Source organism: Fictibacillus sp. 7GRE50, assembly GCF_015903875.1.
Lineage (GTDB): Bacteria > Bacillota > Bacilli > Bacillales > Fictibacillaceae > Fictibacillus > Fictibacillus phosphorivorans.
In genome coordinates this window covers 177,945-204,898 of record NZ_JACZDW010000005.1, presented here as the reverse complement: position 1 = coordinate 204,898, position 26,954 = coordinate 177,945, and the positions used below count along the sequence as shown (strand labels likewise).

The window sequence follows — 26,954 nt, the reverse complement described above, 5'->3', positions numbered from 1 at the left end:
AAGCTCTTTAGCGCCGATGGTAGTTGGGGGTTTCCCCCTGTTAGAGTAGGACGTCGCTAGGCAAAGAAGGTGGGACGAACTTTATGTTCGTTCCATCTTTTTTTTGTTTTAAAAAGGCTGCTTTTCTTTACCGTTTTATTATTAAATAGCTAGAAAAATAAACTTTGGAATCATTTGAAAGTTGAAAACAGTGCATTCGGGATATAAATAACGAGTTTTTATGAAAGAAGAAAGGTCCAACTTACTTGCCTTCACATTTATAAGTCCTCAAATGAATTTATAAGTCTTCAAAAAAATTTATAAGTCTTCATCAGAGTTTATAAGTCCTCAAAAAATATTTATAAGTCTTCACCATATTCTCACCCCTAACCCAGAGCTTAAAACCATCAAAAAGGAAACTTGGCATCTGCCAAGCTTTCATTCAACCCATAAAGTAAGCTCGGCAAGACGCCGAGCCTCGTATTCAAACCTAAAAAGGAAACTTTGGCTTCCGCCAAACTTCCTACTAAACTCCCCCAAAAACCACAACTGTTTTTGCATCAATTCTCCAGTTTCCAACTTGTCCAAAAAGTGTTATCCTTAACGAAGTATTTTTCACCTTGGGAGGCTTGCCATCATGTTAGATAATGCGTTCGTCATGGTTGGGATCATTTTATTGATCAATATTGTATATGTATCGTTTTTTACGATCAGGATGATCCTGACGTTGAAAGGGCAAAGGTACTTGGCTGCCTTTATTAGTGTGTTCGAGGTTATTATCTATGTGGTCGGCCTCGGGCTTGTTCTTGATAACTTGAATGAGATTCAAAACTTGATTGCATATGCGGTTGGTTATGGAATTGGTGTTTTAGTAGGAATGAAGATTGAAGAAAAGCTTGCACTTGGATATACTACTGTTAACGTAATTACGACAAATCTCGAAGGCGGGTTGCCGAACGAGCTTCGCAACAAAGGCTATGGTGTTACGAACTGGCTTGCAGAAGGTCGTGAAGGACAGCGGTTGATGATGGAGATTTTAACATCACGTAAATCAGAAATGAACCTATATAATACGGTTAAGGATTTGGATCCGAAGGCGTTTATTATTTCACATGAACCTAAAGCGTTTCATGGTGGATTTTGGGTTAAGGGTATCAGGAGGTAACAGATGGAGAAGAAACCTTCTAAAAAGAAGTTCGCTGTTGAAGCAGGAGAAACGATCTCGGATTGTCTGGATCGAATGGCCGATGAGGGCTATACACCGGTAAGACGTATGGAAGAGCCCGTTTTCCATGAAGTGAAACGAAACGGCAGAATGGAACCAGAAGTAAAGGAACAAAGAATTGTATTTGAAGGCAAACTCCTTCAATAATGACCAAAACACGAACATTAAATGTAATATACAACTTAATGTTCGATTTTTGTTGACAAAACAAAACAATCATTGCTACAATAAAACCAGAAGAATAAAGCCCTCATATAATTTCGGGGATATGGCCCGTAAGTCTCTACCTGATGACCGTTATTTCATCAGACTATGAGGGAAAGCATCTTTCTGTCTATTTTTTCGGATACGTATGTCCAGTTGGCTGCTTTCTCTCATATTAGGGAGAAGCATACCAACTGGACTTTTTTATATTTTCTGACAATAAGGAGGCTACCATGGCTAAAGTTGGCGTGATCATGGGAAGTGTTTCAGATTGGGAAACAATGAAAGAAGCGTGTGACCTATTAGATGAACTAGAAGTAGCTTACGAGAAGAAGGTGGTTTCGGCACACCGTACACCGGATCTCATGTTTCAATACGCAGAAGAAGCAGAGCATAGAGGAATTGAAGTGATCATTGCTGGAGCAGGCGGAGCAGCTCACTTGCCAGGTATGGTCGCTGCAAAAACGATCCTGCCTGTAATCGGTGTTCCGGTTCAATCCAAAGCGCTTAACGGCATGGATTCACTGCTATCCATCGTTCAGATGCCAAAGGGTGTTCCTGTAGCGACAGTTGCGATCGGGAAGGCTGGTGCAGCGAATGCCGGACTTCTAGCCGCACAGATGGTAGCCGTACATGATGAAGGAGTCAAACAACGTTTAAAACAACGCCGTGCCACAGCACAACAATTGGCGATCGAAAGTAGTGAGCTTCTTGTTTAAGACGATAAGACCACAACAAACACTTGGTATACTTGGCGGAGGTCAGCTTGGCCGTATGATGGCGTTGAGCGCTCGTGAGATGGGATTGAACGTTGTTGTTTTAGAGCCAGGTGAGAATTCACCATGCGGGCAAGTTGCGGATCAACAGATCACAACAGCTTATGACGACCGAGAAGGCATCAAGAAGCTTGCAGAACAAAGCGATGTCGTCACATACGAGTTTGAAAACATAGATGCAGAGAGTGCGAACTGGTTAGAAGAGAACGGAAACTTACCGCAGGGAAGCCGTCTTCTCTCTGTCACTCAGCACCGTTTAAAAGAGAAAGAAACGCTTCAAAAAGCAGGTGTCCCTGTAGCTCCGTACCGCCCTGTGACCGATCTTCGTTCACTCCAACGTGCGGTGGAAGAATTGGGTTACCCTTCTGTATTAAAAACGTGCAGAGGTGGATATGACGGGAAAGGGCAGTTTGTGATCAAGCAAGAAAGTGATCTTGAGATTGCAGCAACACTATTAGAAAAAGAGACAGATTGTGTGCTGGAAGCTTGGATTCCTTTTGAAAAAGAAATATCCGTAATCGTAACGAGAAGTGTGAGCGGTGAGGTTAAATCGTTTCCGATCGCAGAGAATATACACAAAGAGAATATCCTGCATCAAACGATCGCGCCAGCACGCATCACGAACACAACAGCGGATCAAGCAAAGCTCCTAGCGGGGTCAATCGCAACGGAATTAGAGCTTGTTGGTACGCTTGCGGTAGAGATGTTCGTCGCAAAAGACGGTACGATCTATGTGAACGAACTGGCGCCACGCCCGCATAACTCCGGACATTACACGATCGAGGCGTGTGAGACTTCACAGTTCGATCAGCATGTCCGTGCCGTATGCAACTGGCCACTCGGCAATACCGAATTAATAAAACCAGCCGTGATGATCAATATATTAGGTGAACATCATGAGACTGTGTTACGAGAGATAGGAAATCTAGGAGAAGCGAAACTTCATCTGTACGGAAAGAAAGAAGCGAAAGCGAAACGAAAGATGGGGCATATCACGGTTTTAGGTGATACGATTGAACAGGCACTAGAAAAAGCAGAAAAAGTGTCCGCATTATTTTTAAGTGATAACAAAACGGAGGTAACACAATGATTGAACGCTATACACGCCCTGAAATGGGAGCGATCTGGACGGACGAAAACAAATACCAAGCATGGCTTGAAGTAGAGATTCTAGCTTGTGAAGCTTGGGCAGAGCTAGGTGATATTCCAAAAGAAGACGTAAAGAAGCTTCGTGAAAATGCGTCTTTCGATATTAACCGAATTCTAGAGATTGAAGAAGAAACACGTCACGATGTTGTTGCATTTACGCGAGCGGTATCTGAAACGCTTGGCGAAGAGCGCAAATGGGTGCATTACGGACTAACTTCCACAGATGTTGTAGATACAGCTCTTTCCTACCTACTTAAACAAGCAAACGACATCTTAGCGAAAGATCTAGATCGTTTCGTTGAGATTCTTGCAGAAAAAGCAAAAGAACATAAATATACCGTGATGATGGGTCGTACGCACGGAGTGCATGCTGAACCTACAACGTTCGGATTGAAACTTGCTCTTTGGTACGAAGAGATGAAGCGTAACGTTGAACGCTTCAAGCAAGCGTCTGACACGGTTCGTTTCGGTAAAATCTCTGGAGCCGTTGGAACGTATGCGAACATCGACCCATTCGTTGAAAAATATGTCTGTGAAAAGCTTGGACTAGAAGCTTCGCCGATCTCAACACAAACGTTGCAGCGTGACCGTCACGCGCACTACATGTCAACGTTGGCACTTATCGCAACGAGCATCGAGAAGTTCGCAACAGAAGTTCGCGGTCTACAAAAGAGTGAGACGCGTGAAGTAGAAGAGTTCTTTGCAAAAGGTCAAAAAGGATCTTCAGCAATGCCTCATAAACGTAATCCGATCGGATCTGAAAACATGACTGGTCTTGCTCGTGTAATCCGTGGTTACATGATGACAGCATATGAGAACGTATCTCTATGGCATGAGCGTGATATCTCGCATTCATCAGCTGAGCGCGTGATCTTACCAGATGCAACGATCGCATTGAACTACATGCTGAACCGTTTTGGCAACATCATCAAGAACTTAACCGTGTTCCCAGAAAACATGAAACGCAACATGGAGCGCACTTACGGATTGATCTACTCACAGCGCGTTCTTCTAAAATTGATCGATAAAGGAATGGCACGTGAAGAAGCATACGACACAGTGCAGCCAAAAGCGATGCAAGCATGGGAAGAAGGCGTACAGTTCAGAACATTAGTAGAAGCTGAACAAAAAATTACTGAAAAATTAACACCTGAAGAAATCTCTGAATGCTTTGACTACAGTTATCATCTGTCACACGTAGACACAATCTTCGACAGATTAGGGCTTTAAAGGGTTTTATATACGAAGAATTGCTTTTATAAATGGTAAGTTTTTAAATCTTTAACGTTTGCACATCATTGAAAAGTTGATTGAAGTGTAAGATGCGAGACTCCTGCGGGACGAGTGGGCAGGTGAGACCCTCAATGGCGCATAGCGGCGAGGGGCTCACCGCACGCCCCGCGGAAAGCGAGTATCTGAAACGGAAATCAACCTCTTTCAAACTACGAAGATTAAACAAGCTTTTTTGAAGTACTTCAACTAAAAAGAGAGTGATATATTGAACTCTCTTTCTCTTTGCCATTTTTAAAAGATTGAATATTGGGAATCTTCATATAACGGAGGGGTCACGATGGAGAAGTTAGAGCAGCTATACGAAGGAAAAGCAAAACGCATCTACCGCACAACCGACGAAGAAGTCGTCTGGGTCAGCTACAAAGATTCAGCAACAGCGTTCAACGGCGAGAAAAAAGCGGAAATCGCAGGAAAAGGAAGACTGAACAACGAGATCTCATCTATCCTTTTTGAACTGCTCAAAGAGAAAGGAATCGACTCCCACTTCGTAAAACGAGTATCCGAAACAGAACAGGTCGTAAAAAAGGTGACCATCATCCCCTTAGAAGTAGTTGTTCGTAACATCGCGGCTGGGTCGTTATCAAAGCGTACCGGAATTCCTGAAGGCCAGATCCTTCCACGCACGATCGTCGAATTTTATTACAAAAATGATGACCTCGGCGATCCGCTTATTACGGAAGAGCATATCGACATCATGAACTTGGCAACGCGAGAGCAGCTCAGCCAGATTTCAGAACAAGCGATTCAGATCAATGAAGTGCTTACGTCTTATTTTGTTCAAAAGAATGTAAAGCTCGTCGACTTTAAGCTAGAGTTCGGAACAGATGCTAACGGAAACCTTATGCTCGCTGATGAAATTTCTCCTGATACTTGCCGTTTATGGGATGCAGAAACGAACGAGAAACTCGATAAAGATGTATTTCGCCGAGGATTAGGAAGTTTAACAGATGCTTATGAAAAAATACTACAACGTCTAGGAGGCCTATCATGTACAAAGTAAAGGTGTATGTAACATTAAGAGAGAGTGTATTGGATCCACAAGGTAAGGCAGTAATGAGCTCGCTTCACAAAATGGGACAGTCAGAGGTTGAAGATGTACGTATTGGTAAGTATCTGGAGTTAACGCTTCAAAAAGGCGATTACGATCTAGATGAAAAAATCGTGAGCATGTGCTCGAAACTTTTATCGAATCCGGTGATTGAAGACTACCGCTACGAGGTGGAGGAGGTTGTCGCACAGTGAAGTTTGCTGTAATCGTTTTTCCGGGATCAAACTGTGACAATGACATGTATCATGCTGTAAAAGATGAGCTCGGCGCTGAAGTTGAGTACGTCTGGCATGACGCTACGAACTTAAATCAATTTGACGGTATTTTATTGCCTGGTGGTTTCTCTTATGGAGATTACCTACGCTCTGGCGCAATCGCGCAATTTTCGAACGTGATGACAGAAGTGGTTAAAGCAGCGCGTGAAGGAAAACCAGTTCTTGGCGTTTGTAACGGATTTCAAATTTTACTTGAAACAGGACTTCTGCCAGGAGCGATGCGTCGCAATGAATCATTGAAATTCATCTGCCAGCCAGAAGAACTAGTCGTTGAGAACACATCAACGATCTTCACGACTCAGTACGAAAAAGGAGAAGTGATTTCCGTTCCGGTCGCGCATGGTGAAGGAAACTATTATTGCGATGAAGAGACGCTGCAACAGCTAAAGGCAAAAAACCAGATCGTATTCACGTATAAAAACAATCCGAACGGATCGGTTGAAAACATTGCCGGTATCACGAACGAAGAAGGCAACGTGCTAGGTATGATGCCGCATCCGGAGCGCGCGGTTGATGAGCTTTTAGGTAGCAAAGATGGTCTTAAATTATTTCAATCTATTGTGAAGAGCTGGAGGGAACGTTATGTCGCTGCAACATGAACCAACAAGTTCACAAATTAAGAAGCAAAAATTATACCGTGAGATGGGTTTAAGTGATTCAGAGTTTGATCTCGTAGAAAAGATTATCGGCAGATCTCCTAACTGGACAGAAACAGGATTGTTCTCTGTTATGTGGAGTGAGCACTGTTCTTATAAAAATTCAAAGCCTGTTCTAAGCAAGTTCCCTACAAAAGGTGAGCGCGTCCTTCAAGGTCCTGGTGAAGGTGCTGGGATCGTGGATATTGGAGACGGTCAAGCGGTTGTTTTCAAGATCGAATCTCATAACCATCCTTCAGCGATCGAGCCTTACCAAGGAGCTGCAACAGGTGTTGGTGGAATCATCCGTGACGTTTTCTCGATGGGAGCGCGTCCGATCGCGATGTTGAACTCGCTTCGTTTTGGAGAGCTAGAGTCTCCGCGTGTGAAGTATTTGTTTGAGCAAGTAGTAGCGGGAATCGCAGGCTACGGAAACTGCATCGGAATTCCGACGGTCGGTGGAGAAGTTCAATTCGATCCATCGTACGAAGGCAATCCACTTGTGAACGCGATGTGTGTCGGTCTGATCGACCATAAAGACATCAAGAAAGGTCAAGCGAAGGGTGCAGGAAACTCTGTCATGTACGTTGGGGCGAAAACGGGCCGTGACGGAATCCACGGTGCAACGTTTGCATCGGAAGAGCTTTCTGAAGCGTCAGAAGAAAAGCGTCCTGCCGTTCAAGTTGGAGATCCTTTTATGGAGAAACTCGTTATGGAAGCGTGCCTAGAGCTAATTCACAATTGTGATGCACTTGTTGGGATACAAGATATGGGTGCGGCAGGTCTTACAAGTTCGTCCGCTGAGATGGCGAGTAAAGCGGGTATGGGAATCGAGATGAACCTTGATCTTATTCCACAGCGTGAAACAGGAATGACAGCTTATGAGATGATGCTTTCCGAATCTCAAGAGCGCATGCTGTTAGTTGTTGAAAAAGGCCGTGAGCATGAAGTGGAAAAGATCTTTGCAAAATGGGATCTTGATTGCGTAACGGTTGGAACGGTTATTGAAGAACAAGTACTGCGTCTTACTCACCAAGGTGAGATCGTTGCAGATGTACCGGTAGATGCTCTTGCAGAAGATGCTCCGGTTTATCATAAGCCATCAAAAGAACCTGCTTATTATGGCGAGTTCCAAGCGCAAGCAGACTACTTCCCAGAGATTACTAGCTTCAAATCTACGTTGCTATCTCTTTTGAAGCAGCCGACGATCGCGAGTAAAGAGTGGATTTACAACCAGTACGACTACATGGTGCGTACGAATACGGTCGTAGCACCTGGATCGGATGCAGCAGTCGTCCGTATCCGTGGAACGAAAAAAGCGTTAGCGATGACAACAGACTGTAACTCTCGCTATCTCTATCTCGATCCAGAAGTGGGTGGGATGATTGCTGTTGCTGAAGCAGCTCGTAATCTAGTATGTTCAGGAGCACAGCCTCTTGCGGTGACAGACTGTTTGAACTACGGAAATCCTGAAAAGCCTGAGATCTTCTGGCAGCTAGAGAAATCAGCTGACGGAATGAGTGCGGCATGCAACAAACTTGCAACACCAGTTATCGGTGGAAACGTGTCTCTTTATAACGAAACGAACGGGGTAGCTGTTTATCCGACGCCAGTAATCGGTATGGTCGGGCTTATTGAAGATACGAATCACATCGTGACGCAAAGCTTTAAAGAAGCGGGCGATATCATCTATCTAGTTGGTGAGAGCAAGGCTGAGTTTGGCGGAAGTGAGCTTCAGAAGATGAAAGAAGGACGCATTTTTGGTAAAGCGCCTCACATCGATCTAGAAGTGGAAGAAACAAGACAGCGTGAGCTTTTAGCAGCGATTCAAAAAGGCTTGATCCAATCTGCGCATGACGTTGCAGAAGGCGGACTATCTGTTGCACTTGCTGAGTCTGTGATGGACGGTAAAGTAGGAGCGAGCGTGACGTTAACAGATGAGCCGATCGGAAGTCTTTTCGGAGAATCTCAATCCCGTTTCTTAGTCACTGTAAAACCTGAACATCAAGATGAGTTCCAACAGCTTGTAAAAGACGCAAAAATTATAGGTTTTGTACGTTCTGAGAGCGGTCTAGCGATCGATAATGAGCAGGGTGAAGAGTTGTTATCCTGCACGCTCCAGGAGATGCAAGACGCCTGGAAAGGAGCTATTCCATGCTTGCTGACATCAAAGGCTTAAACGAAGAATGTGGTGTGTTCGGGATCTGGGGTCACCCAGATGCCGCACAACTCACGTATTACGGTCTGCACAGTTTGCAGCACCGCGGACAAGAAGGAGCAGGTATCGTTGTAACAGACGGTGAGCGCCTGAGAACACATAAAGGAAGCGGACTTGTTAACGATGTGTTCAGCAAAGGGGAGCTCGAAGGATTGATCGGACATGGTGCAATCGGCCATGTTCGGTATTCCACGGCAGGAGGTAATGAGCTTGCGAACGTTCAGCCACTCTTGTTCCGTTCCCAAACAAGTTCACTTGCTCTTGCACATAACGGAAATCTTGTAAATGCCAACGCGCTAAAACATCAGCTGGAATCGCAAGGAAGCATTTTTCAAACCACTTCAGATACTGAAGTGCTTGCTCACCTGATCAAGCGCAGCGGTTATTTTACACTAAAAGAAAAAGTACAAAACGCTTTAACAATGCTAAAAGGTGCGTATGCATTCTTAGTGATGACAGAGAACGAGATGATGGTTGCACTCGATCCGAACGGTTTACGCCCATTGTCACTCGGTATGCTTGGTGATGCGTATGTGGTCGCATCTGAAACGTGTGCGTTCGATGTGGTTGGGGCAACGTACGTGCGTGACGTGCAGCCGGGAGAGCTTTTGATCATTAATGAAGACGGACTAAGAGTTGATACGTTCTCGACTTCTGTTCAACGCTCCATGTGCTCGATGGAATATATTTATTTTTCAAGACCTGACAGCAATATCGAAGGAATCAACGTTCATGCGGCTCGTAAAAGTCTTGGGAAAAAGATGTATGAAGAAGCGCCGATTGAAGCGGATGTTGTAACCGGTGTTCCTGATTCTAGTATCTCTGCTGCGATCGGTTATGCAGAAGCATCCGGTATACCATATGAAATCGGTTTGATTAAAAATCGCTATGTCGGTCGTACGTTCATCCAGCCTTCTCAAGAGCTTCGTGAACTAGGTGTGAAGATGAAGCTTTCACCGGTTCGAGGAATCGTAGAAGGTAAGCGTGTTGTGATGGTCGATGACTCAATCGTACGTGGAACGACGAGCCGTCGAATCGTGAAGATGCTGCGTGCTGCAGGCGCTACAGAAGTTCACGTACGCATAACAGCGCCACCGATCGCGCATCCATGCTATTACGGCATCGATACGTCCGAACGCGCGGAACTGATCGCATCTAAGCATTCGGTTGATGAGATTCGTGAGATTATTGGTGCTGATTCACTATCGTTTATTTCCGTAGAAGGATTGATGGAAGGCATCGGACGTTCGAATGCTGAACCGAACTGCGGACAATGTTTAGCTTGTTTTACAGGACGATATCCAACAGAAATTTATCCAGATACTGTTTTACCATATGAAAAAGAGCTTGTTTAAAGGGGGAGAAGACGATGGCAGAAGCATATAAGCAAGCAGGCGTGAACATCGAAGCAGGATATGAAGCGGTCGATCGTATCAAGAAGCATGCACAGAGAACGAAGCGTCCGGAAGTATTAGCGGGTCTTGGTGGATTTGGGGCGATGTTCGATCTATCCGGATTCTCACATAAAGAACCGGTGCTCATTTCCGGAACAGACGGAGTAGGTACGAAACTGATGCTTGCGTTCATGGCGGATAAGCATGACACGATCGGTGTAGATGCAGTTGCGATGTGTGTAAACGATATCGTAGCGCAAGGTGCTGAGCCGCTTTATTTCCTGGACTATATTGCTTGCGGCACGCTTCACCCTGAAAAGATTGAACAGATCGTTAGTGGGATCGCGGATGGCTGTGAACAAGCGGGATGTGCGCTCATCGGCGGAGAAACGGCTGAGATGCCTGGCATGTACGACAGTGAAGAGTACGATCTTGCTGGGTTCACAGTCGGAATCGCAGAGAAATCAAAGCTGATCAACGGCGCTGCTATCTCTGAAAACGATGTATTGATCGGTCTTGCTTCAAACGGTCTTCATTCCAACGGCTTTTCACTCGTTCGTAAAGTTTTATTAGAAAACGCCGGTCTTGATCTGAATCAACACATTGAAAGCTTATCTAAACCATTAGGTGAAGAGTTGTTAACACCGACTCGCATCTATGTAAAACCGTTGCTTGAAGTGTTCAATCAGTTTGATGTGAACGGTGTTGCTCATATTACAGGCGGCGGTTTCATCGAAAACATTCCACGTATGCTGCCAGAAGGTCTTGCAGCAGAAGTAGATTATGGATCATGGCCGGTACCTGCAATCTTTGATCTGATCGAAGAAAAAGGAAACCTCACACGTAAAGAGATGTTCACAACGTTTAACATGGGAATTGGAATGGTGCTCTCGGTTTCAGAAGAAAATATGCTCCCGATCATCCGCCTTTTAGAAGAAACAGGCGAGAAGCCTTACATCATCGGTCGCGTGAAAAAAGGTGAAGGCGTGATCTTTGGTGGAGGAAACATCGAATGAGAAAAATAGCTGTATTTGCTTCTGGAAGCGGAAGTAACTTTCAAGCCATCGTAGATGCGGTTGAAGCAGGTGAGCTTCAAGCGGATATCGAGCTTTTAGTATGTGATAAACCGGGGGCAAAGGTGATCGATCGTGCGCGCCATTTTGACATTCCAACATACTCGTTCATGCCTCAAACGTTTGCATCAAAAGCTGATTTTGAAAAAGAAATCGTTTCTGAACTTCAATCCTATGGAGTAGAATTTATCGTTCTTGCAGGATATATGAGGTTGGTTGGTGAGGTATTATTAAAAGCGTATGAAGGTCGTATCATCAATATCCACCCATCTTATCTTCCTGCATTTCCGGGCAAAAATGCGGTCGGACAAGCACTGAAAGCAAACGTTGCCGAAACAGGTGTAACGGTTCATTATGTAGACAGTGGAATGGATACAGGACCTATCATCGAACAAGTAAGAATCCCCGTATTGCCAGGCGATACAGAGGATACCCTGCAGCAGCGCATCCAAAAAGCAGAACACCAATTGTACCCAGCTATCATCAACAAACTATTACAAAAAGACACCGTAGGAGGCATCTTACATTGACGATCAAACGTGCACTCATAAGCGTATCAAATAAAGAAGGATTACTTCATTTTGCAGAAAAACTAGCTCAACACGGCGTAGAGATCATCTCTACAGGCGGAACAAAAAAAGCTTTGCAAGACGCAGGAATTCCTGTAATCGGTATCTCTGAAGTGACTGGTTTTCCAGAGATCATGGACGGACGTGTCAAAACGCTACATCCAAAAATTCATGGCGGTTTACTCGCTGTTCGAGATAATGAGACACACCAAAAAGCGATGCAAGAAAATGAAATCTCTCCAATCGATCTTGTAGTCGTAAACCTTTATCCTTTCAAAGAAACGATCGCCAAAGAAGGAACTACGTTCGCTGATGCGATCGAAAATATCGATATCGGCGGACCAAGCATGCTTCGTTCAGCAGCGAAGAATCATGCTTACGTAACGGTCGTTGTCGATCCGGCAGACTATGAGACAGTAGCGGGTGAGCTTGATGGTGCAGGAGCGGTGAGTGAAGAGACGCGCCGCAGACTTGCTGCGAAGACGTTCCGTCATACAGCGGCTTATGATGCGTTAATCGCAGAGTATTTAACAGCAGCTGTAGAAGAGGAGCACCCAGAATCCTACACGGTCACATATGAAAAGAAACAGGATCTTCGATACGGTGAGAACCCACATCAAAAAGCCGCGTTTTATTCGACGCCACTGAAGAACACGCTCTCTTTAACAGACGCTGAACAGCTTCACGGAAAAGAGCTTTCGTACAACAACATCAACGATGCTGATGCAGCACTTTCAATCGTAAAAGAGTTCGTTGATCCAGCCGTTGTTGCGGTTAAACACATGAATCCATGTGGAGTAGGTACAGGCTCAACCATTCTTGAAGCATACAACCGTGCGTTTGAAGCAGACCCTGTATCGATCTTCGGCGGCATCATCGCTGCTAACACAGAAATAGATGAAGAAACAGCGCAAAAACTGAGTGAGATTTTTCTAGAGATCATCATCGCTCCATCTTTTACAGAAAAAGCACTAGAGATTTTAACGAAAAAGAAAAACATTCGCTTATTAAAGCTAGATTTTACAGAAGGTAAAGGGATCGCAAAAAAAATCACAACCGTTTCTGGCGGAATGCTCGTTCAAGAGGAAGACGTTTACGGTTTGGATGATGCGAACGTGACGATTCCAACAAAGCGCCAGCCGACTGAGCAAGAGTGGAAAGATCTAAAGCTTGCTTGGAAAGTGGTAAAGCACGTGAAATCTAACGCGATTGTCTTAGCGAAAGACGAAATGACAGTAGGCGTTGGTGCAGGTCAGATGAACCGCGTTGGCGCAGCGAAAATCGCGATCGAGCAAGCGGGGAAACGTGCACAAGGTTCTGCTCTTGGATCAGATGCGTTCTTCCCAATGGATGACACCGTAGAAGCAGCGGCACGCGCTGGCGTAACAGCGATCATCCAGCCAGGTGGATCGATCAAGGATGAAGATTCGATCAAAAAAGCAGACGAGCACGGGATCACGATGGTGTTTACAGGCGTAAGACACTTTAAGCATTAATCATGTTGGCACAGGAGTGCGGAGAAGGGTTGATTTCCGTTCCAGGCGCTCCCTTTCCGGGGGGCGTGCGGTGAGCCTCTTAGCGCTTTGCGCTGTTAAGAGTCTCACCTGTCCCGCTGATCCCCCAGGAGTCTCGCACCTTGCACTCCAATCAACTATTCAGTGATGAAAAAGATTTTAAAGATCTTCCAACGTTCTGTATTCTAGATATAAAAAAATAAACAGAAGCGGTTCATGAGGCCGTTTCTATTTATTTTAAAAAAAGGAGGTAGCAATTCATGAACGTTCTTGTAATCGGCAAAGGTGGACGTGAACATGCGCTCGTGTGGAAATTTGCCAACAGCCCGAGTGTCACACAAGTGTTTGCTGCACCAGGAAACCCAGGCATGGCTCAACAAGCAACATGCGTTTCCATCAAAGAAACCAACATCGAAGAGCTTGTCACTTTTGCAAAAACAAACGAAATCGGATTAACTTTCGTTGGCCCTGAAGTGCCTCTACTAGAAGGCATCGTAGATCGTTTCACGGAAGAAGACCTTGTTATCTTCGGTCCATCTAAAGCGGCAGCAGAGATCGAAGGCTCAAAATCGTTCGCGAAGGACCTTATGAAAAAGTACGACATCCCAACAGCTGCATCAGAAACGTTTACGAATCATGATGAAGCTCTAGCTTACGTTCGAGAAAAAGGCGCACCAATCGTGTTGAAAGCGGACGGGCTTGCCGCAGGTAAAGGTGTCATTGTGGCAATGACCTTAGAAGAAGCGGAAGAGGGTCTACATGAGCTGATGGTAGACAAACGCTTTGGTTCGGCGAGCGAAACGGTTGTTGTTGAAGAATTTCTTGAAGGGGAAGAATTTTCATTAATGTCTTTTGTGCACGATGAAATTTTCCTTCCGATGGAGATCGCTCAAGATCATAAACGTGCCTATGATGGGGATAAGGGTCCGAACACAGGTGGGATGGGGGCATATTCACCTGTTCCTCAAATTTCTGAAGCTGATATTCAAAAAGCCATCAAAGAAATCGTTCAGCCAACTGTTGCTGCGATGAAAGAAGAAGGAACTCCTTTTACAGGAATTCTTTATGCAGGCTTAATCTTAACGAAGAATGGGCCGAAAGTGATCGAGTTTAACGCACGCTTTGGTGACCCTGAAACACAAGTGATTCTGCCTCGACTAAAAAACGATCTAGATGATCTGCTTCTCTCTCTTTTAAACGGCAAAAAGCCGGAACTTCAATGGTCTGAAGAATCCGTCCTAGGTGTTGTTCTTGCATCCGAAGGTTACCCTGTTTCGTCTTCAGAAGCTCAAGAAATCAGTGGGCTAGAAAACATTCAAGGTGATTCTAACGTGTTTCACGCGGGTACGAAAAGAGAAGATGAATCTCTTCTAACGGATGGTGGCCGAGTATTATTGGTAGCCTCTAAAGGACGTTCACTAAATGAAGCTCAGGAGAACGTATATAAAGAAATGAAGAAAATCACGTGCGAAGGCTCATTCTATCGCAAAGATATCGGGTTTCGAGCTATTTCGCACGTCTCTTCTTAATAAACACAAACGAGATGGCGATGATTCCGCCAATCAGCAGAATGTAGAGAAAAGCTGTATCCATTAAATATTCGTAACTCATATGGCTAACCTCCTATATGGAATGTTGAAGGCTGAGGGACAATGGTTGATCAAAACCTTGTTCGTCAGCCTTCATTAATTGGATTTGGATGAGACGTGGCCGAGTCCGTGTTCGGAGCTGCGGTTGCCATGGGTTTGGGTGGTTGTATAATAGACAACGGTTTCCACCGCCGCAAGAGCTGCATCCCAATAAAGATGACAAAACCTGCTATCACGTACGTCACATAAGGAACAGCACTTTGTCCGCCATCTGCGACTTCAAACAATCGTCCTCCGATTGAATTTCCTATCGCTTCTCCTATCCCTGTAAAGACGCTTGCTAATCCAAAGAACATGCCAAGAAACTTAGCAGCCGCAAGTTGTGAGATCGATGTATCCAACGTAGGCATGATCAACATCTCGCCTGTGATAAAGATGATACCGGTAAAAACAAAGAAGAATAAAGTGTTCGCAAAATACAAACTTCCAAGAGCTGATCCGATACAGATTGCCCCTATACCAACAGAAGTGAGGGGATGGATGTTTCGGATAATATTTTTGGTAATGAGCGTTTGAGTCAATATGACCGTGATGCTGTTGATGGTCCAGATGATGCTTATATCTTTTCCGTTAGATAACACATTTTCTGCTCGAAGCGGGAGCACGAGTGCAAACTGTACGTAAAGAGCCCAAACAAAGATGGTAGCGATCACAAAAACGAGGAAGGGAATGTTTTTTAACGCTTGTCGATATTCACTCCACTTTACTTCTCGGCAGTTTTCGTCCCCACAGCCTGCAGGCAAGAAGAACCAGCTGATCACACTTGCTCCTAAATAGATAACAGCGGCGGTGATGAAGATTAGTTTTGAACTTCCTGTAAATAAAGCAAAAACCGTCAATCCTGCAATCGCCATTCCTATGTTGGCAAAGATTCCGCGTAATGAAAAAGCAGTAGATCTCATATCTGCTTGAACGAGAGACGAAATAAATGCTTTTGTGGAAGGTGCATTGAGCCCAAGACCAAGCCCGCTGATCGCAGCAGTTAACAATATGAGTGAATAACTTGAAAAATAAGCGAAACCTATCAGCCCGCCAGCCCGTATTAAAGCACCAAGCGCGATGATAAAACGTCTGCCTGTTCGGTCAGCGAATACGCCTCCGACTACACTTCCTACTTGCATGAAGATCGAGATAACAGCGAGAGTAAACCCAATCTGTGCTGCTGTTAGTCCGGTTTCCACTTTTAACAGGATGGGAAGGACAGGCAAGACAAGATACGAGCCAAGATGGGTAATAAAGACAACGACCAATAGACTGAACAGAGGTCTGTTGCCTTTTAATAAAGAATGAGTGGGCATAGTGCTGCCTCCTTCTTATTATGAAGGGTTGAACGGCGAACCTTCTTCCGCGATGTTACCAAGATCCATGTCGTTCATTTCTTTGCTTTTGTGAAGAAGGTCAGTCACTGGGCAGTAGCGAACGATTCCTTCTGCTACTTTCATCGCACCCATTAAAATCATAAGGATGTATGACTCTTTGTAAGGTTTTCTTGTCAGTTTTGCTGTATAAACAGAAAGCAGTGTCAGACCTGCAATAATACGAATCATGCTATTAACTAATCCAATATTTTGTCTCATTGTGATACTCCTTTCAATTTTCACCAATTTGCTTAGCGAATATGGTATTCTTGAAAAAACGAAATTTTCAGAGAGAAGACAGGTGATCCAACATGAACCAACACATTGCTTTTTGGACAAAAGCGCAAATGCGCAAACAGGTGGCCGTCATTCAAGGTGAATTGGCACCGTCGCTTGTCTTAACAAACGCTACTTATTTGAACACAGCTCTAAAAAAATGGGTAAAAGCAAACATATGGATCCTTCAAGACCGCATCGTCTATGTAGGCGAAAAGATGCCTGAACATACAACAGGAACGGAAATCACAGATCTAGAAGGTAAGTTTGTTGTGCCGGGATACATTGAACCTCATTGTCATCCGTTTCAACTTTATAATCCCCAGTCGCTCTCGCGATATGCATTGCAGCGTGGAACGTCTGTATTTTTAGCCGATAACTTTATGCTGCTTTTTGAAATGAATATTTCGAAAGCGCTTTCTTTTATGGAGGACGTGAACGATCTGCCTTCTAATTTCTTTTGGTGGTGCCGTTATGACGCACAAACTGAGCTCTTGGAAGAAGAGAATTATTTTTCGGAAAAAAGCGTGAGACAGCTGCTTGAAAGCCCCTATGTTCTTCAAGGTGGTGAATTAACGAGCTGGCCGCGTGTTCTGCATGGCGATGATACGCTTTTGCATTGGATGCTGAAGACGAAGAAGGCGGGTAAGAAGATCGAGGGACATCTGCCAGGAGCTTCTGAGAAAACATTAACCGCGATGACGTTGCTCGGTGTGGATTGTGATCATGAAGCGATGACAGGTACAGAAGTGATGGACCGATTGAATGCTGGGCTTCAAGTATCGCTTCGTTATTCTTCCATTCGTCCTGATCTGCCGAAATTATTGCGTCAGATGAAAGAAGAAGGTATCACGAACTATGAACGAATCTTTATGACGACTGATGGATCCACACCTGCTTTTTATGAAGAAGGTGTTACTGATAAGATGCTAGAGATCGCGCTTGAAGCAGGACTCGATCCAGTGGATGCGTATATGATGGTCTCTTATAACGTGGCTAGATATTATGGTCTGGATCACCTCTTTGGCATGGTTGCCGCAGGGCGGGTCGCTCATCTGAATATTTTAGATGATGTAACAAATCCGCTGCCTGAATCTGTTTTGGCAAAAGGAAAATGGATGAAGCGTGACGGTAAGGATGTAAGTGAGGATCGTGACTTTCAATTTGATTGGGAAGGTCATGGCATCAAAAAAAGAGAGATCACATGGGACCTCCAAGACGAGGATTTTCAGTTTTCAGGTCTCGTTGGAATAGAAATGTACAATAGTGTCATCACACGGCCATATAATGTATCGATCAATCCTTTTTCTGAAGAGATTAACGAAGAATCGGATGAGTGTTTCTTAATGCTGATCGATAAAGAAGGAAAGTGGAGAATCAATACAGTCGTAAAGGGTTTTGCGAAAAATCTGTATGGATTTGCGAGCTCGTATTCCAATACGGGAGATCTTTTGATCATCGGAAAAAGCAAAAAAGATATGGCTGTGGCGTTCGAACGCTTAAAAGAAGTCGGCGGAGGCATCGTTCTTGCGGAGAGAGGCGATATCGTCGCTGAGATAAAACTTCCTTTAGCGGGAGGAATGTCGAATCTTAGTATAGAAGAACTAGTGGTAGAAGAGAAAAGATTAACGAGTGCATTAAGAGAAAGAGGCTATCAATACGAAGATCCGATCTACTCGCTTTTGTTTTTCTCATCCACACACTTGCCTTACATCCGCATTACGCAAAGAGGCATTTACGATGTAAAAAAGAAAGGGTTACTCTTTCCTTCGATTATGCGTTAATATAGAAAAGGATTGGGCAAAATAATACGATACAAAGGTAGTGAGCCCAATGAAAAAGTGGTACGTCATCTTGATGTCGATCATGATGGTATTAACGCTGTCTGCATGTAAAGGCGCAAGAGATAAAGTATTAGAAGAAGGTAAAGTAGATAAAGCTGAAGCGACGGATTCAAAAAAAGAGGAGTTTTACTCTGTTTATCCACTTACTGGTTTGGGAACGAATGAAGAGGTAGATCATCGTGCGGTTTCGGTCATGGTGAACAACCATCCGAAAGCACGACCGCAATCTGGACTTCATAAAGCTGATATCGTTTACGAAGTATTAGCTGAGGGAGAACTTACACGCTTTTTAGCGATCTTCCAAAGTGAGATGCCAGAAGTAGTAGGTCCGGTTCGCAGCGCGAGAGATTATTACATCGAGCTCTCACGTGGCTACGATGCACTATTCGTGGCACACGGATTCAGTCCTGAAGCGAAAGAGATTCTCGATAGCGGAACGATTGATCACCTGAACGGAATGGAGTACGATGGTGTTCTGTTCAATCGGGCTGATTTTAGAAAAGCGCCTCACAACTCTTACATCACCTATGAAAATATTCAAAAAGGGATGGAGAAGATCGGCGCTGAGCAATCAGATGATCTGGATATGCTTTCATTTTTAACAATTGAGAGTGCTAAAGCTATAGAAGGTACGCCTGCAAACGAGATTCAGATTTCTTATCCAGGTGGGGAAACAGTAGGATTCACGTACTCTATTAAGAAGAAGACGTACGCGAGAAGCAGCAACAATGAACCAACGATAGATCGTGAAACCGAAACACCCATTACGGTTAGCAATGTATTCATTGTTGAAGCGGCACACCGGGTAATCGATGATGCCGGCAGACGAGAGATCAATTTAACGTCAGGCGGAGATGCGATTCTGATTCAGAATGGTGTCGCACAAAACATTTCGTGGAAAAACGAAGATGGAAGAATCGTTCCGGACGGTGGAGCGTTTGTTCCAGGAAAGACATGGATTAACATTGTACCGGGTGGAATGAAAGATTCGGTTAAGATGCAATAAAAAGGAGTGCATGTTTCATGCAAATTGATAAATTACGAGGAAAAGCATTAGATCAGCTTTTTGAATCGGTTTTGTCGCTAAAAGATATGGAAGAATGCTATCGATTCTTTGATGATCTTTGTACGATGAACGAGATTCAATCTTTGGCACAGCGACTTGAAGTGGCGCGCATGCTTCGTGAAGGAAAAACCTATCACAAGATCGAGAGTGAAACAGGAGCGAGCACGGCGACCATCTCGCGTGTAAAACGTTGTTTGAACTTTGGTAACGACGCATACGCGATGGTCCTTGACCGCGTTCATGAAGAGGAAGAAGCGAAATAATGAGCCGAAAACCTGCCTGAGTGGTGGGTTTTTTTGTTCATTTTGAGGGTCGTGCAGCGGGATGAGTTTTGGGTTTGTCGATAGATGTCGAGGATTGTAGACTCGTGGATAAACTGTAAAAACTTTAGGATTCAACGCTAAAACTCGTGGATTGAGTACTCAAATTTGTGGATTGAGAGTAAAAACTTTAGGATTCAGGCTGAGCACAGTAGTTTTTCTACTCTGTAAACCTCGAAATGTAAGCTTGGCGGCTGCCAAGCACCTATATATACTTAAAATATTGACAGAAATCACATTACAATTTATATTTGTATGTACAAACAACATTAACGATGTAAAAAGAGGTGCTATAATGCCCGAAAAGTATCTAGAAAACTGCTTATATTTTACCGTAAACAAGCTTTCTCGCGTTATTTCCAAAATGGCCGAGGAATCGTTTAGACCAACAGGAATTACACCTACTCATGGCTTTATGATGATGCTCGTAAACGACAAACCGGGAATCTCTCAATCGGAGTTAGCAGAAGAACTTCACATGACACCAAGTACGATCACAAGATTTGTGGACAAGCTTGTTGTAAAGGGACTTGCAGAGCGTAAAGTGCAAGGCAAGATGTCGCACATCCATCCAACACAAGCGGGGACTGAGATTCAAACAGATCTAGAAAAAGCATGGAAAGATCTTTACCGAACGTACTCCGATCTTTTAGGAGAAGAAGAAGGAAAAGCACTCACAAAAGCAACGCATCTAGCAGCAGGGCAGCTCGAATCATAAGAGCTCTCTTCTATATCATTTAAGTTGTTTGTACAAGCAAATGAAATTGTAAATTTTCAATCATAAAGGAGACTCACACAAATGAAAAAAACACTCGTCATTATCGCACATCCTAATCTACAAAACTCTACAGTAAATAAAAGATGGGCAGAGGAAATAGAAAAACAAGATCATGTTACGGTTCGAAAACTTTATGACCTGTATCCAGACGGGAAAGTGAACGTTGAGGAAGAACAACGTATGCTGTTGCAGCACGATCGAATCGTTCTTCAATTTCCGTTCTATTGGTACAGCTCACCTTCTCTATTAAAAGAATGGCAAGATCAAGTGCTAGCGTTCGGATGGGCATACGGGCCAGGTGGCGACGCACTTCATGGAAAAGAATTAGTACTGGCGATCTCAACAGGCGGACCAGACTTCTCTTATCAAGCGGGAGGCTACAACCACTATACGATGAGCGAACTGCTTCGTCCGTTCCAAGCGACATCTAATTTAATCGGAACGCGTTATATCACGCCATTCGTCTTCCATAGTGCGATTCGCGCGTCAGAGGAAGTTGTTGAACAAAGCGCGCAGAACTATGTCTCATACGTTTTGAATCCTGAAATTTAATGAAATTCATTTTTCATCAAGCTCATTTGGACTTGGTCGCGGCAGTTTCCGCGAATCCATTCTGCCTGTCGGACTACGCCTTCCGCTTGGAAGCCTAGTCGGCGGGCGAGCTTGATGCTTTTTTCATTTTGAACCGCAGCCCGCAGCTCAACGCGATTCAGCATCAACGTGTAATAGGCATACATCAGCATTCCTTTTACCGCGCGCTGTGCGATTCCATGACCTTCGAATCCAGACCCTACCCAATAACCTAGCATACCTGACTGGTTGTGCCACTTAATATCATATAGAGCAACAGATCCTGCTACTTGTCCTCGATACCATATAAAAAGAACAACGTCTGTTTGTTCTTTCATCTTTTTGTTCACTGTTTTAATAAACTGCCGCATCTCACCGCTAGATTGAGTATAATCGACCCAGCTGATCCACGGTCCAAGATGTTGACGTGATTTTTCTAACAATCTATAGATGTTTTCGGATTCTTTAACGTCTGCTTGTTTTAGCATGATTTCGTCGTCGATATGCCACATAAGCATAGCTATTCCTCCTAAAAAGCAGTATGAACTTCACAATCTTTCCACATGATGAATCATAGAGTGAGAACCTTATTTTTGTTATAATGCAGAAGTACAGAACTGGCTTGTTAAAATAGCAAGCACGGGTGTTTCTAAACATGAAAGGAAGAACACAATGTTTGATTATCAAAAATGGAAGCATGTGTTTAAGCTAGACCCAGATAAAGAGATCAGTGACAGTGACCTTGAACGGATCTGTGAGAGCGGAACGGACGCTGTTATCGTAGGGGGATCTAGTGGCGTAACGCTTGATAATACGTTAGACCTTATGTCACGTATCCGTAGATATGCGGTTCCTTGTGTGCTTGAAGTATCTAATATCGAATCACTTACACCAGGGTTCGATTTTTACTATATTCCTACCGTATTAAATGCAAAGGATGCTAACTTCATTACGGGGCTTCATACAGAAGCATTAAAAGAATTTGGCGATATCATGAACTGGGAAGAGATTCTTACAGAAGGATATTGCATCTTAAATCCAGATTGTACGGCTGCTGAACGTTCGAGTGCCGACACAGATCTCTCGGCAGATGATGTTGTAGCATATGCCCGCTTGGCCGAAAAAATGTTTAAGCTTCCGATCTTTTATTTGGAATACAGCGGCACGTATGGTGATGTTGATATCGTTCGCCAAGTAAAAGGAGTACTTGAAAACACGACTCTTTATTATGGAGGCGGCATTCATTCGGCTGAACAAGCAAAAGAGATGTCAGAGTTCGCGGATACAGTTGTCGTTGGGAACGTTATTTATGACAACTTAAATGCTGCGATTGAAACAGTTGAAGCGGTTAAGGGTAAAAGTTGATAAAATCTCAAAAATGAGTAAGAATAAAAATAAGAATATATGTTCGGGCGGTGAATGAAGAATGAGTATGCAACAAATGATTGAAAAGCTATTATCAGGATTGAATCCTGAGCAGAGAGCTGCAGTAAAACATACAGACGGGCCGTTGTTATTGATGGCTGGAGCGGGAAGCGGTAAGACGAGAGTATTAACACATCGTATCGCTTATTTAATGATGGAAAAAGAAGTGGCACCATGGAACATTCTTGCGATCACGTTTACAAATAAAGCAGCACGAGAGATGAAAGAAAGGGTCGCGAAGATTACAGGACCAGTAGCAGAAGAAATCTGGATCTCTACGTTCCACTCCATGTGCGTACGAATTTTACGCCGTGATATCGATCGAATCGGAATTAACCGTAACTTTACGATCTTAGATGCGACAGATCAATTGTCTGTCGTAAAAGCTGTATTGAAAGATCGGAACTATGATCCGAAAAAATACGAACCTCGCGGAATATTAAGCGCGATTTCCTCTTTAAAGAACGAACTAAAAACAGCAGCAGATTTTGCAAAAGTGGCGAACGGGCACTTTGAAGGTGTTGTTCAAGAAGTTTATGAAGGCTATGAAAAGCGACTGCGCAAGAACCAGGCGTTAGATTTTGATGATCTGATCATGACGACGATCCAACTTTTCGCAAAAGTACCTGAAGTACTCGAGTTCTATCAACGCAAGTTTCAATATATTCATGTTGATGAGTATCAAGATACGAACAGAGCGCAGTATATGCTCGTGAAGATGCTTGCTGATCGATTCCGCAACCTTTGTGTTGTAGGGGACTCGGATCAGTCGATCTATGGCTGGCGTGGCGCGGATATCGCGAACATTCTATCGTTTGAAAAAGACTATAACGATGCTGAAGTTATCCTTTTAGAGCAAAACTATCGTTCTACGAAAAAGATTCTTCAAGCAGCTAATAAAGTGATCGAAAACAACATGAACCGTAAGCCAAAGAATCTTTGGACAGATAATACGGATGGAGCTAGCATCACGTATTACCAAGGTGATGATGAGCAAGGTGAGAGCTATTACGTAACAGGTAAGATTCGTGAAGCTGTTTCATCAGGCAAACGTTCGTATAATGACATCGCGATTCTTTACCGTACAAATGCTCAATCTCGTGTAATTGAGGAAGTTTTGATCAAGTCCAACATTCCGTACAATATCGTCGGAGGCACAAAGTTCTATGACAGAAAAGAGATAAAAGACATCTTAGCGTATCTTCGATTAATTTCGAATCCGGACGATGATATTTCTCTTCAGCGTATCGTTAATGTACCGAAGCGCGGGATCGGTGCGTCTTCTATGGATAAAGTGGCACAGTATGCAGCAAACAATGATCTCTCCATGTATCAAGCCCTTCAAGAAGTGGAGCAGATCGGTCTTAGTGCTCGTGCAACGAACTCTTTAAGAGAGTTCTCTGAGTTTGTAACGAACTGGACGCGTCAGCAGGAATTTCTTTCTGTGACCGAACTAACAGAAGAAGTGCTTAGCAAGACGGGCTATCGTGATGCGCTAAAAGCAGAGAAAACGATCGAAGCACAAAGCCGTTTAGAGAACATCGACGAGTTTATTTCAGTTACACAAGACTTTGAAAAGAAACAAGATGATAAATCATTGATCGCCTTCTTAACTGATCTGGCACTTGTTGCAGACATCGATAAGCTCGATGAAGATGCAGCAGATGACAAGCCAAAAGAATCTGTTGTTCTGATGACGCTTCACTCTGCAAAAGGTCTAGAGTTTCCGATGGTCTTCTTGATGGGTCTAGAAGAAGGGGTATTCCCGCATAGCCGTGCTCTTTTTGAAGAAAATGAGATGGAAGAAGAACGTCGTCTGGCGTACGTTGGGATCACACGTGCAGAAGAAGAGTTATTCTTAACGAATGCTAGAATGCGCACCCTTTATGGACGTACGACGACGAATCCGGAATCGCGTTTTATCGCTGAGATTCCAGAAGATCTTATCGAGACAGAAGTAAAAGAAAAGCCATCTGTACCGTGGGGAGCAAGTGCTCGCTCAGGTGGAGGATCAACGCCATCGTTCATGGCACCGAAAAAGAAAATGGTTACACCTGTCTATCAATCTTCTGGTGGGGAGAAACTGGAGTGGAGAGTAGGCGACAAAGTCAAACACCGTAAGTGGGAAACAGGAACGGTTGTAAGTATGCGAGGTTCAGGAGATTCAATGGAACTCGACATCGCGTTTCCACAGCCTGTAGGTGTGAAAAGACTGCTTGCTAAATTTGCCCCGATTGAAAAAGCGTAAGAAAAGAAGGAGTGGAACGGGTTGAACGAAGAACAAGCGAAGGAACGCATTCTGGAACTCCGGGAAATGCTAGAAAAATATAATTACGAATATCATGTACTAGATAAGCCGTCGGTACCTGATGCTGAATATGATCAGCTTATGAAAGAGCTGATTGAACTTGAAAACAATCATCCAGAACTTCATGACGAGCACTCGCCTACCTCACGTGTAGGCGGTGCTGTTTTGGACTTTTTTGAAAAAGTGGACCATACCGTACCGATGCTGAGTCTCGGCAATGCCTTTAATGATCAAGATCTGCGAGATTTTGACCGCCGTGTTAGAGATGGAGTAGGTTCGAACGTATCGTATGTAGCTGAACTTAAAATCGACGGTCTAGCTGTATCCCTCACGTATCAAGATGGTCGTTTTGTTCGTGGAGCTACACGCGGAGACGGCACAATCGGTGAAGATATAACGAATAATTTAAAAACGATCCGGTCTATTCCATTCAAGTTAAAAGAAGATGTGATGCTTGAAGTTCGAGGAGAGGCATTCATGCCGAAAAAATCCTTCCAAAAGCTCAATGCACACCGAGAAGAAGAAGGACAAGAGCTTTTTGCGAATCCACGAAATGCTGCAGCGGGTTCTCTACGTCAACTTGATCCAAAGATTGCAGCGAGCCGTAACCTCGATATTTTTGTTTATGGTGTAGGAAAGCTTGAGGGTCATTCAGTTGATTCGCACGACGAAAGCTTAACGTACTTAAACCACTTAGGTTTTAAAACGAACTCGGAGTGGAAGAAATGCGCGAACATCGATGAAGTGATTGAATATGTGAACAGCTGGCAGGAAAAGCGTCCAGACCTTCCATATGAGATCGATGGGATCGTAATTAAGGTGAACTCTCTGTATCAGCAAGAGGAACTAGGATTTACGGCGAAGAACCCGCGTTGGGCGATTGCCTATAAGTTCCCTGCTGAAGAAGTGGTAACAAAGCTAGAAGGTATCGAGTTGAACGTCGGGCGTACGGGTGTTGTAACACCAACCGCGTTGCTTCAGCCTGTGTTAGTTGCGGGAACGACGGTAAAGCGTGCTTCGTTACATAATGAAGACTTGATTCGTGAAAAAGACATCAAGCTAGGCGACTATGTTGTGGTTAAAAAAGCCGGTGACATCATTCCTGAAGTCGTAAATGTAATCACGGAGCGCCGAACTGGTGATGAGATCGATTTTAATATGCCAACCGAGTGTCCAGAGTGCGACAGCAAGCTAGAGCGTTTGGACGGGGAAGTAGCACTGCGTTGTTTAAACCCGCAATGTCCGGCACAGATTCGAGAAGGATTCATTCACTTTGTATCGCGAAACGCCATGAACATTGATGGACTCGGTGAAAAAGTAGTCGCACAGCTATTCAAAGAAAAATTAATACAAAACTTTGCCGATTTGTTTAAGCTAGAGCGCGAGAAACTGTTAGAATTAGAGCGTATGGGTGAGAAGTCGGTAGATAACTTGCTTGCAGCAATTGAAAAGTCGAAAGAAAATTCATTAGAGCGTCTTCTGTTTGGGCTAGGCATTCGTCACGTTGGAGCGAAAGCGGCGAAGACGATCGCGCAGCGTTTTGAAAATATGGATGGTTTGATGAGTGCTTCTAAAGAAGAGCTTTTAGCTGTTGAAGAGATCGGTGAAAAGATGGCTGACTCTATCCTGCTTTATTTTTCAAAGCCAGAAGTGCACGAACTCGTAGCTGAACTTAAGACCCTAGGCATGAACATGGAATACAAAGGTCCGAAGCTTGTAAAAGTGGAAGATCTTGATACTCCTTTTGCAGGGAAAACAGTCGTGTTAACAGGTAAACTATCTATCTTGACTCGTAATGATGCAAAGGAACAATTGGAACGCTTAGGAGCGAAAGTGACAGGAAGCGTGAGTAAGAATACAGATATGCTGATCGCAGGAGAAGATGCTGGATCTAAGCTTGATAAAGCAAAGACGCTAGGCATTGAGATTTGGGATGAGCAAAAATTGGTGGACGAGCTAAACAAATAAGATTGGCGAGAGCTAACCAACAAACTAGAGGAGTGTCCGT

Annotated in this window: 26 protein-coding genes and 1 riboswitch; of the genes, 22 read left to right on the top strand and 4 right to left on the bottom strand. The window is 44.0% G+C overall.

Annotated elements, in window-relative coordinates:
- Positions 1-616: 616 nt before the first annotated feature.
- The 14 genes from IHV12_RS19540 to purD all read left to right on the top strand — a co-directional run bounded on the left by IHV12_RS19540 (position 617) and on the right by purD (position 14,881).
- Entirely contained in the window at positions 617-1,144 is a 528-nt protein-coding gene (locus IHV12_RS19540; RefSeq protein WP_066390813.1) for a DUF2179 domain-containing protein, read from the top strand.
- A 3-nt stretch (positions 1,145-1,147) separates the two neighbouring features.
- Positions 1,148-1,351, top strand: a complete 204-nt coding sequence (locus IHV12_RS19535; RefSeq protein WP_066390814.1) for an NETI motif-containing protein — start codon at positions 1,148-1,150, stop codon at positions 1,349-1,351.
- 83 nt (positions 1,352-1,434) lie between these two features.
- Positions 1,435-1,537: riboswitch (purine riboswitch) on the top strand.
- A 104-nt stretch (positions 1,538-1,641) separates the two neighbouring features.
- Positions 1,642-2,127 (top strand): 5-(carboxyamino)imidazole ribonucleotide mutase, encoded by a 486-nt coding sequence (purE, locus tag IHV12_RS19530; RefSeq protein WP_066390815.1) that lies wholly within the window; start codon positions 1,642-1,644, stop codon positions 2,125-2,127.
- The gene (gene purK / locus IHV12_RS19525) at positions 2,120-3,274 is read left to right on the top strand and encodes a 5-(carboxyamino)imidazole ribonucleotide synthase (protein ID WP_197191970.1); all 1,155 of its coding nucleotides are present in this window, start codon (positions 2,120-2,122) and stop codon (positions 3,272-3,274) included. Before purE ends, purK begins: the two co-directional genes overlap by 8 nt.
- Entirely contained in the window at positions 3,271-4,563 is a 1,293-nt protein-coding gene (gene purB / locus IHV12_RS19520) for an adenylosuccinate lyase (protein WP_066390818.1), read from the top strand. The genes purK and purB overlap by 4 nt, the downstream gene beginning before the upstream one ends.
- A 340-nt stretch (positions 4,564-4,903) precedes the next feature.
- Positions 4,904-5,626 (top strand): phosphoribosylaminoimidazolesuccinocarboxamide synthase, encoded by a 723-nt coding sequence (gene purC, locus IHV12_RS19515; RefSeq protein ID WP_197191960.1) that lies wholly within the window; start codon positions 4,904-4,906, stop codon positions 5,624-5,626.
- Entirely contained in the window at positions 5,614-5,868 is a 255-nt protein-coding gene (gene purS, locus IHV12_RS19510; RefSeq protein WP_197191959.1) for a phosphoribosylformylglycinamidine synthase subunit PurS, read from the top strand. The genes purC and purS overlap by 13 nt, the downstream gene beginning before the upstream one ends.
- On the top strand, positions 5,865-6,548 hold the full coding sequence (gene purQ / locus IHV12_RS19505; RefSeq protein ID WP_197191958.1) for a phosphoribosylformylglycinamidine synthase subunit PurQ: 684 nt from the start codon (positions 5,865-5,867) through the stop codon (positions 6,546-6,548). The genes purS and purQ overlap by 4 nt, the downstream gene beginning before the upstream one ends.
- On the top strand, positions 6,532-8,763 hold the full coding sequence (purL, locus tag IHV12_RS19500) for a phosphoribosylformylglycinamidine synthase subunit PurL (protein WP_197191957.1): 2,232 nt from the start codon (positions 6,532-6,534) through the stop codon (positions 8,761-8,763). Before purQ ends, purL begins: the two co-directional genes overlap by 17 nt.
- Positions 8,739-10,157, top strand: coding sequence for an amidophosphoribosyltransferase (gene purF / locus IHV12_RS19495; protein WP_137791368.1), 1,419 nt, complete (start codon positions 8,739-8,741; stop codon positions 10,155-10,157). Before purL ends, purF begins: the two co-directional genes overlap by 25 nt.
- Before the next feature lie 14 nt (positions 10,158-10,171).
- Entirely contained in the window at positions 10,172-11,212 is a 1,041-nt protein-coding gene (gene purM / locus IHV12_RS19490) for a phosphoribosylformylglycinamidine cyclo-ligase (protein WP_197191956.1), read from the top strand.
- Entirely contained in the window at positions 11,209-11,799 is a 591-nt protein-coding gene (gene purN / locus IHV12_RS19485; RefSeq protein WP_197132213.1) for a phosphoribosylglycinamide formyltransferase, read from the top strand. The genes purM and purN overlap by 4 nt, the downstream gene beginning before the upstream one ends.
- Positions 11,796-13,334, top strand: a complete 1,539-nt coding sequence (purH, locus tag IHV12_RS19480) for a bifunctional phosphoribosylaminoimidazolecarboxamide formyltransferase/IMP cyclohydrolase (RefSeq protein ID WP_197132216.1) — start codon at positions 11,796-11,798, stop codon at positions 13,332-13,334. Before purN ends, purH begins: the two co-directional genes overlap by 4 nt.
- A 278-nt stretch (positions 13,335-13,612) precedes the next feature.
- On the top strand, positions 13,613-14,881 hold the full coding sequence (purD, locus tag IHV12_RS19475; RefSeq protein ID WP_197191955.1) for a phosphoribosylamine--glycine ligase: 1,269 nt from the start codon (positions 13,613-13,615) through the stop codon (positions 14,879-14,881).
- Here the strand turns inward: purD and IHV12_RS23115 are convergent.
- The 3 genes from IHV12_RS23115 to IHV12_RS19465 all read right to left on the bottom strand — a co-directional run bounded on the left by IHV12_RS23115 (position 14,859) and on the right by IHV12_RS19465 (position 16,578).
- Positions 14,859-14,963 carry an EYxxD motif small membrane protein gene (locus IHV12_RS23115; protein WP_328086095.1) on the bottom strand — a complete coding sequence of 35 codons (105 nt, stop codon included), beginning with the start codon at positions 14,961-14,963 and terminating at the stop codon, positions 14,859-14,861. The genes purD and IHV12_RS23115 overlap by 23 nt on opposite strands.
- Before the next feature lie 64 nt (positions 14,964-15,027).
- Complete coding sequence (locus IHV12_RS19470; RefSeq protein ID WP_197191954.1) at positions 15,028-16,299, bottom strand: MFS transporter; 1,272 nt, start codon at positions 16,297-16,299, stop codon at positions 15,028-15,030.
- A gap of 18 nt (positions 16,300-16,317) precedes the next feature.
- The gene (locus IHV12_RS19465) at positions 16,318-16,578 is read right to left on the bottom strand and encodes a YgaP family membrane protein (protein WP_082861228.1); all 261 of its coding nucleotides are present in this window, start codon (positions 16,576-16,578) and stop codon (positions 16,318-16,320) included.
- Between the two features lie 92 nt (positions 16,579-16,670).
- Between IHV12_RS19465 and IHV12_RS19460 the strand changes: the two genes are divergently transcribed.
- The 5 genes from IHV12_RS19460 (at position 16,671) to IHV12_RS19440 (ending at position 21,195) form a co-directional block, all read left to right on the top strand.
- Positions 16,671-18,419 carry an adenine deaminase C-terminal domain-containing protein gene (locus IHV12_RS19460; protein ID WP_197191953.1) on the top strand — a complete coding sequence of 583 codons (1,749 nt, stop codon included), beginning with the start codon at positions 16,671-16,673 and terminating at the stop codon, positions 18,417-18,419.
- Positions 18,420-18,468: 49 nt separating this feature from the next.
- On the top strand, positions 18,469-19,485 hold the full coding sequence (locus IHV12_RS19455) for a DUF3048 domain-containing protein (protein WP_197191952.1): 1,017 nt from the start codon (positions 18,469-18,471) through the stop codon (positions 19,483-19,485).
- Positions 19,486-19,502: 17 nt separating this feature from the next.
- Positions 19,503-19,808, top strand: coding sequence for a YerC/YecD family TrpR-related protein (locus tag IHV12_RS19450; protein ID WP_066242834.1), 306 nt, complete (start codon positions 19,503-19,505; stop codon positions 19,806-19,808).
- A gap of 352 nt (positions 19,809-20,160) precedes the next feature.
- A complete protein-coding gene (locus tag IHV12_RS19445) occupies positions 20,161-20,583 on the top strand; it encodes a MarR family winged helix-turn-helix transcriptional regulator (protein WP_197191951.1) in 423 nt (140 codons plus the stop codon).
- Positions 20,584-20,664: 81 nt separating this feature from the next.
- Positions 20,665-21,195: an NAD(P)H-dependent oxidoreductase gene (locus IHV12_RS19440; protein ID WP_197191950.1), complete on the top strand. Its 531-nt coding sequence runs from the start codon at positions 20,665-20,667 to the stop codon at positions 21,193-21,195.
- On the opposite strand, the gene IHV12_RS19435 is transcribed toward IHV12_RS19440, so the two are convergent.
- Complete coding sequence (locus IHV12_RS19435; protein ID WP_197191949.1) at positions 21,192-21,731, bottom strand: GNAT family N-acetyltransferase; 540 nt, start codon at positions 21,729-21,731, stop codon at positions 21,192-21,194. The genes IHV12_RS19440 and IHV12_RS19435 overlap by 4 nt on opposite strands.
- Before the next feature lie 154 nt (positions 21,732-21,885).
- On the opposite strand from IHV12_RS19435, the gene IHV12_RS19430 reads away from it, so the two are divergent.
- From IHV12_RS19430 to ligA, 3 genes are all read left to right on the top strand, one after another.
- Positions 21,886-22,578, top strand: coding sequence for a heptaprenylglyceryl phosphate synthase (locus IHV12_RS19430; protein ID WP_197191948.1), 693 nt, complete (start codon positions 21,886-21,888; stop codon positions 22,576-22,578).
- A gap of 67 nt (positions 22,579-22,645) precedes the next feature.
- Positions 22,646-24,886: a DNA helicase PcrA gene (gene pcrA, locus IHV12_RS19425; protein WP_197191969.1), complete on the top strand. Its 2,241-nt coding sequence runs from the start codon at positions 22,646-22,648 to the stop codon at positions 24,884-24,886.
- A 21-nt stretch (positions 24,887-24,907) separates the two neighbouring features.
- The gene (gene ligA / locus IHV12_RS19420; protein WP_197191947.1) at positions 24,908-26,914 is read left to right on the top strand and encodes an NAD-dependent DNA ligase LigA; all 2,007 of its coding nucleotides are present in this window, start codon (positions 24,908-24,910) and stop codon (positions 26,912-26,914) included.
- Positions 26,915-26,954 lie beyond the last annotated feature (40 nt).

Bases quoted from the DNA above. Each gene is read 5' to 3' on its own strand.
- IHV12_RS19540 (WP_066390813.1), top strand. From the start codon at position 617: ATGTTAGATAATGCGTTCGTCATGGTTGGGATCATTTTATTGATCAAT.
- IHV12_RS19535 (WP_066390814.1), top strand. From the start codon at position 1,148: ATGGAGAAGAAACCTTCTAAAAAGAAGTTCGCTGTTGAAGCAGGAGAA.
- purE (WP_066390815.1), top strand. From the start codon at position 1,642: ATGGCTAAAGTTGGCGTGATCATGGGAAGTGTTTCAGATTGGGAAACA.
- purB (WP_066390818.1), top strand. From the start codon at position 3,271: ATGATTGAACGCTATACACGCCCTGAAATGGGAGCGATCTGGACGGAC.
- purC (WP_197191960.1), top strand. From the start codon at position 4,904: ATGGAGAAGTTAGAGCAGCTATACGAAGGAAAAGCAAAACGCATCTAC.
- purS (WP_197191959.1), top strand. From the start codon at position 5,614: ATGTACAAAGTAAAGGTGTATGTAACATTAAGAGAGAGTGTATTGGAT.
- purL (WP_197191957.1), top strand. From the start codon at position 6,532: ATGTCGCTGCAACATGAACCAACAAGTTCACAAATTAAGAAGCAAAAA.
- purF (WP_137791368.1), top strand. From the start codon at position 8,739: ATGCTTGCTGACATCAAAGGCTTAAACGAAGAATGTGGTGTGTTCGGG.
- purM (WP_197191956.1), top strand. From the start codon at position 10,172: ATGGCAGAAGCATATAAGCAAGCAGGCGTGAACATCGAAGCAGGATAT.
- purN (WP_197132213.1), top strand. From the start codon at position 11,209: ATGAGAAAAATAGCTGTATTTGCTTCTGGAAGCGGAAGTAACTTTCAA.
- purD (WP_197191955.1), top strand. From the start codon at position 13,613: ATGAACGTTCTTGTAATCGGCAAAGGTGGACGTGAACATGCGCTCGTG.
- IHV12_RS23115 (WP_328086095.1), bottom strand. From the start codon at position 14,963: ATGAGTTACGAATATTTAATGGATACAGCTTTTCTCTACATTCTGCTG.
- IHV12_RS19470 (WP_197191954.1), bottom strand. From the start codon at position 16,299: ATGCCCACTCATTCTTTATTAAAAGGCAACAGACCTCTGTTCAGTCTA.
- IHV12_RS19465 (WP_082861228.1), bottom strand. From the start codon at position 16,578: ATGAGACAAAATATTGGATTAGTTAATAGCATGATTCGTATTATTGCA.
- IHV12_RS19460 (WP_197191953.1), top strand. From the start codon at position 16,671: ATGAACCAACACATTGCTTTTTGGACAAAAGCGCAAATGCGCAAACAG.
- IHV12_RS19455 (WP_197191952.1), top strand. From the start codon at position 18,469: ATGAAAAAGTGGTACGTCATCTTGATGTCGATCATGATGGTATTAACG.
- IHV12_RS19450 (WP_066242834.1), top strand. From the start codon at position 19,503: ATGCAAATTGATAAATTACGAGGAAAAGCATTAGATCAGCTTTTTGAA.
- IHV12_RS19445 (WP_197191951.1), top strand. From the start codon at position 20,161: ATGCCCGAAAAGTATCTAGAAAACTGCTTATATTTTACCGTAAACAAG.
- IHV12_RS19440 (WP_197191950.1), top strand. From the start codon at position 20,665: ATGAAAAAAACACTCGTCATTATCGCACATCCTAATCTACAAAACTCT.
- IHV12_RS19435 (WP_197191949.1), bottom strand. From the start codon at position 21,731: ATGCTTATGTGGCATATCGACGACGAAATCATGCTAAAACAAGCAGAC.
- IHV12_RS19430 (WP_197191948.1), top strand. From the start codon at position 21,886: ATGTTTGATTATCAAAAATGGAAGCATGTGTTTAAGCTAGACCCAGAT.
- pcrA (WP_197191969.1), top strand. From the start codon at position 22,646: ATGCAACAAATGATTGAAAAGCTATTATCAGGATTGAATCCTGAGCAG.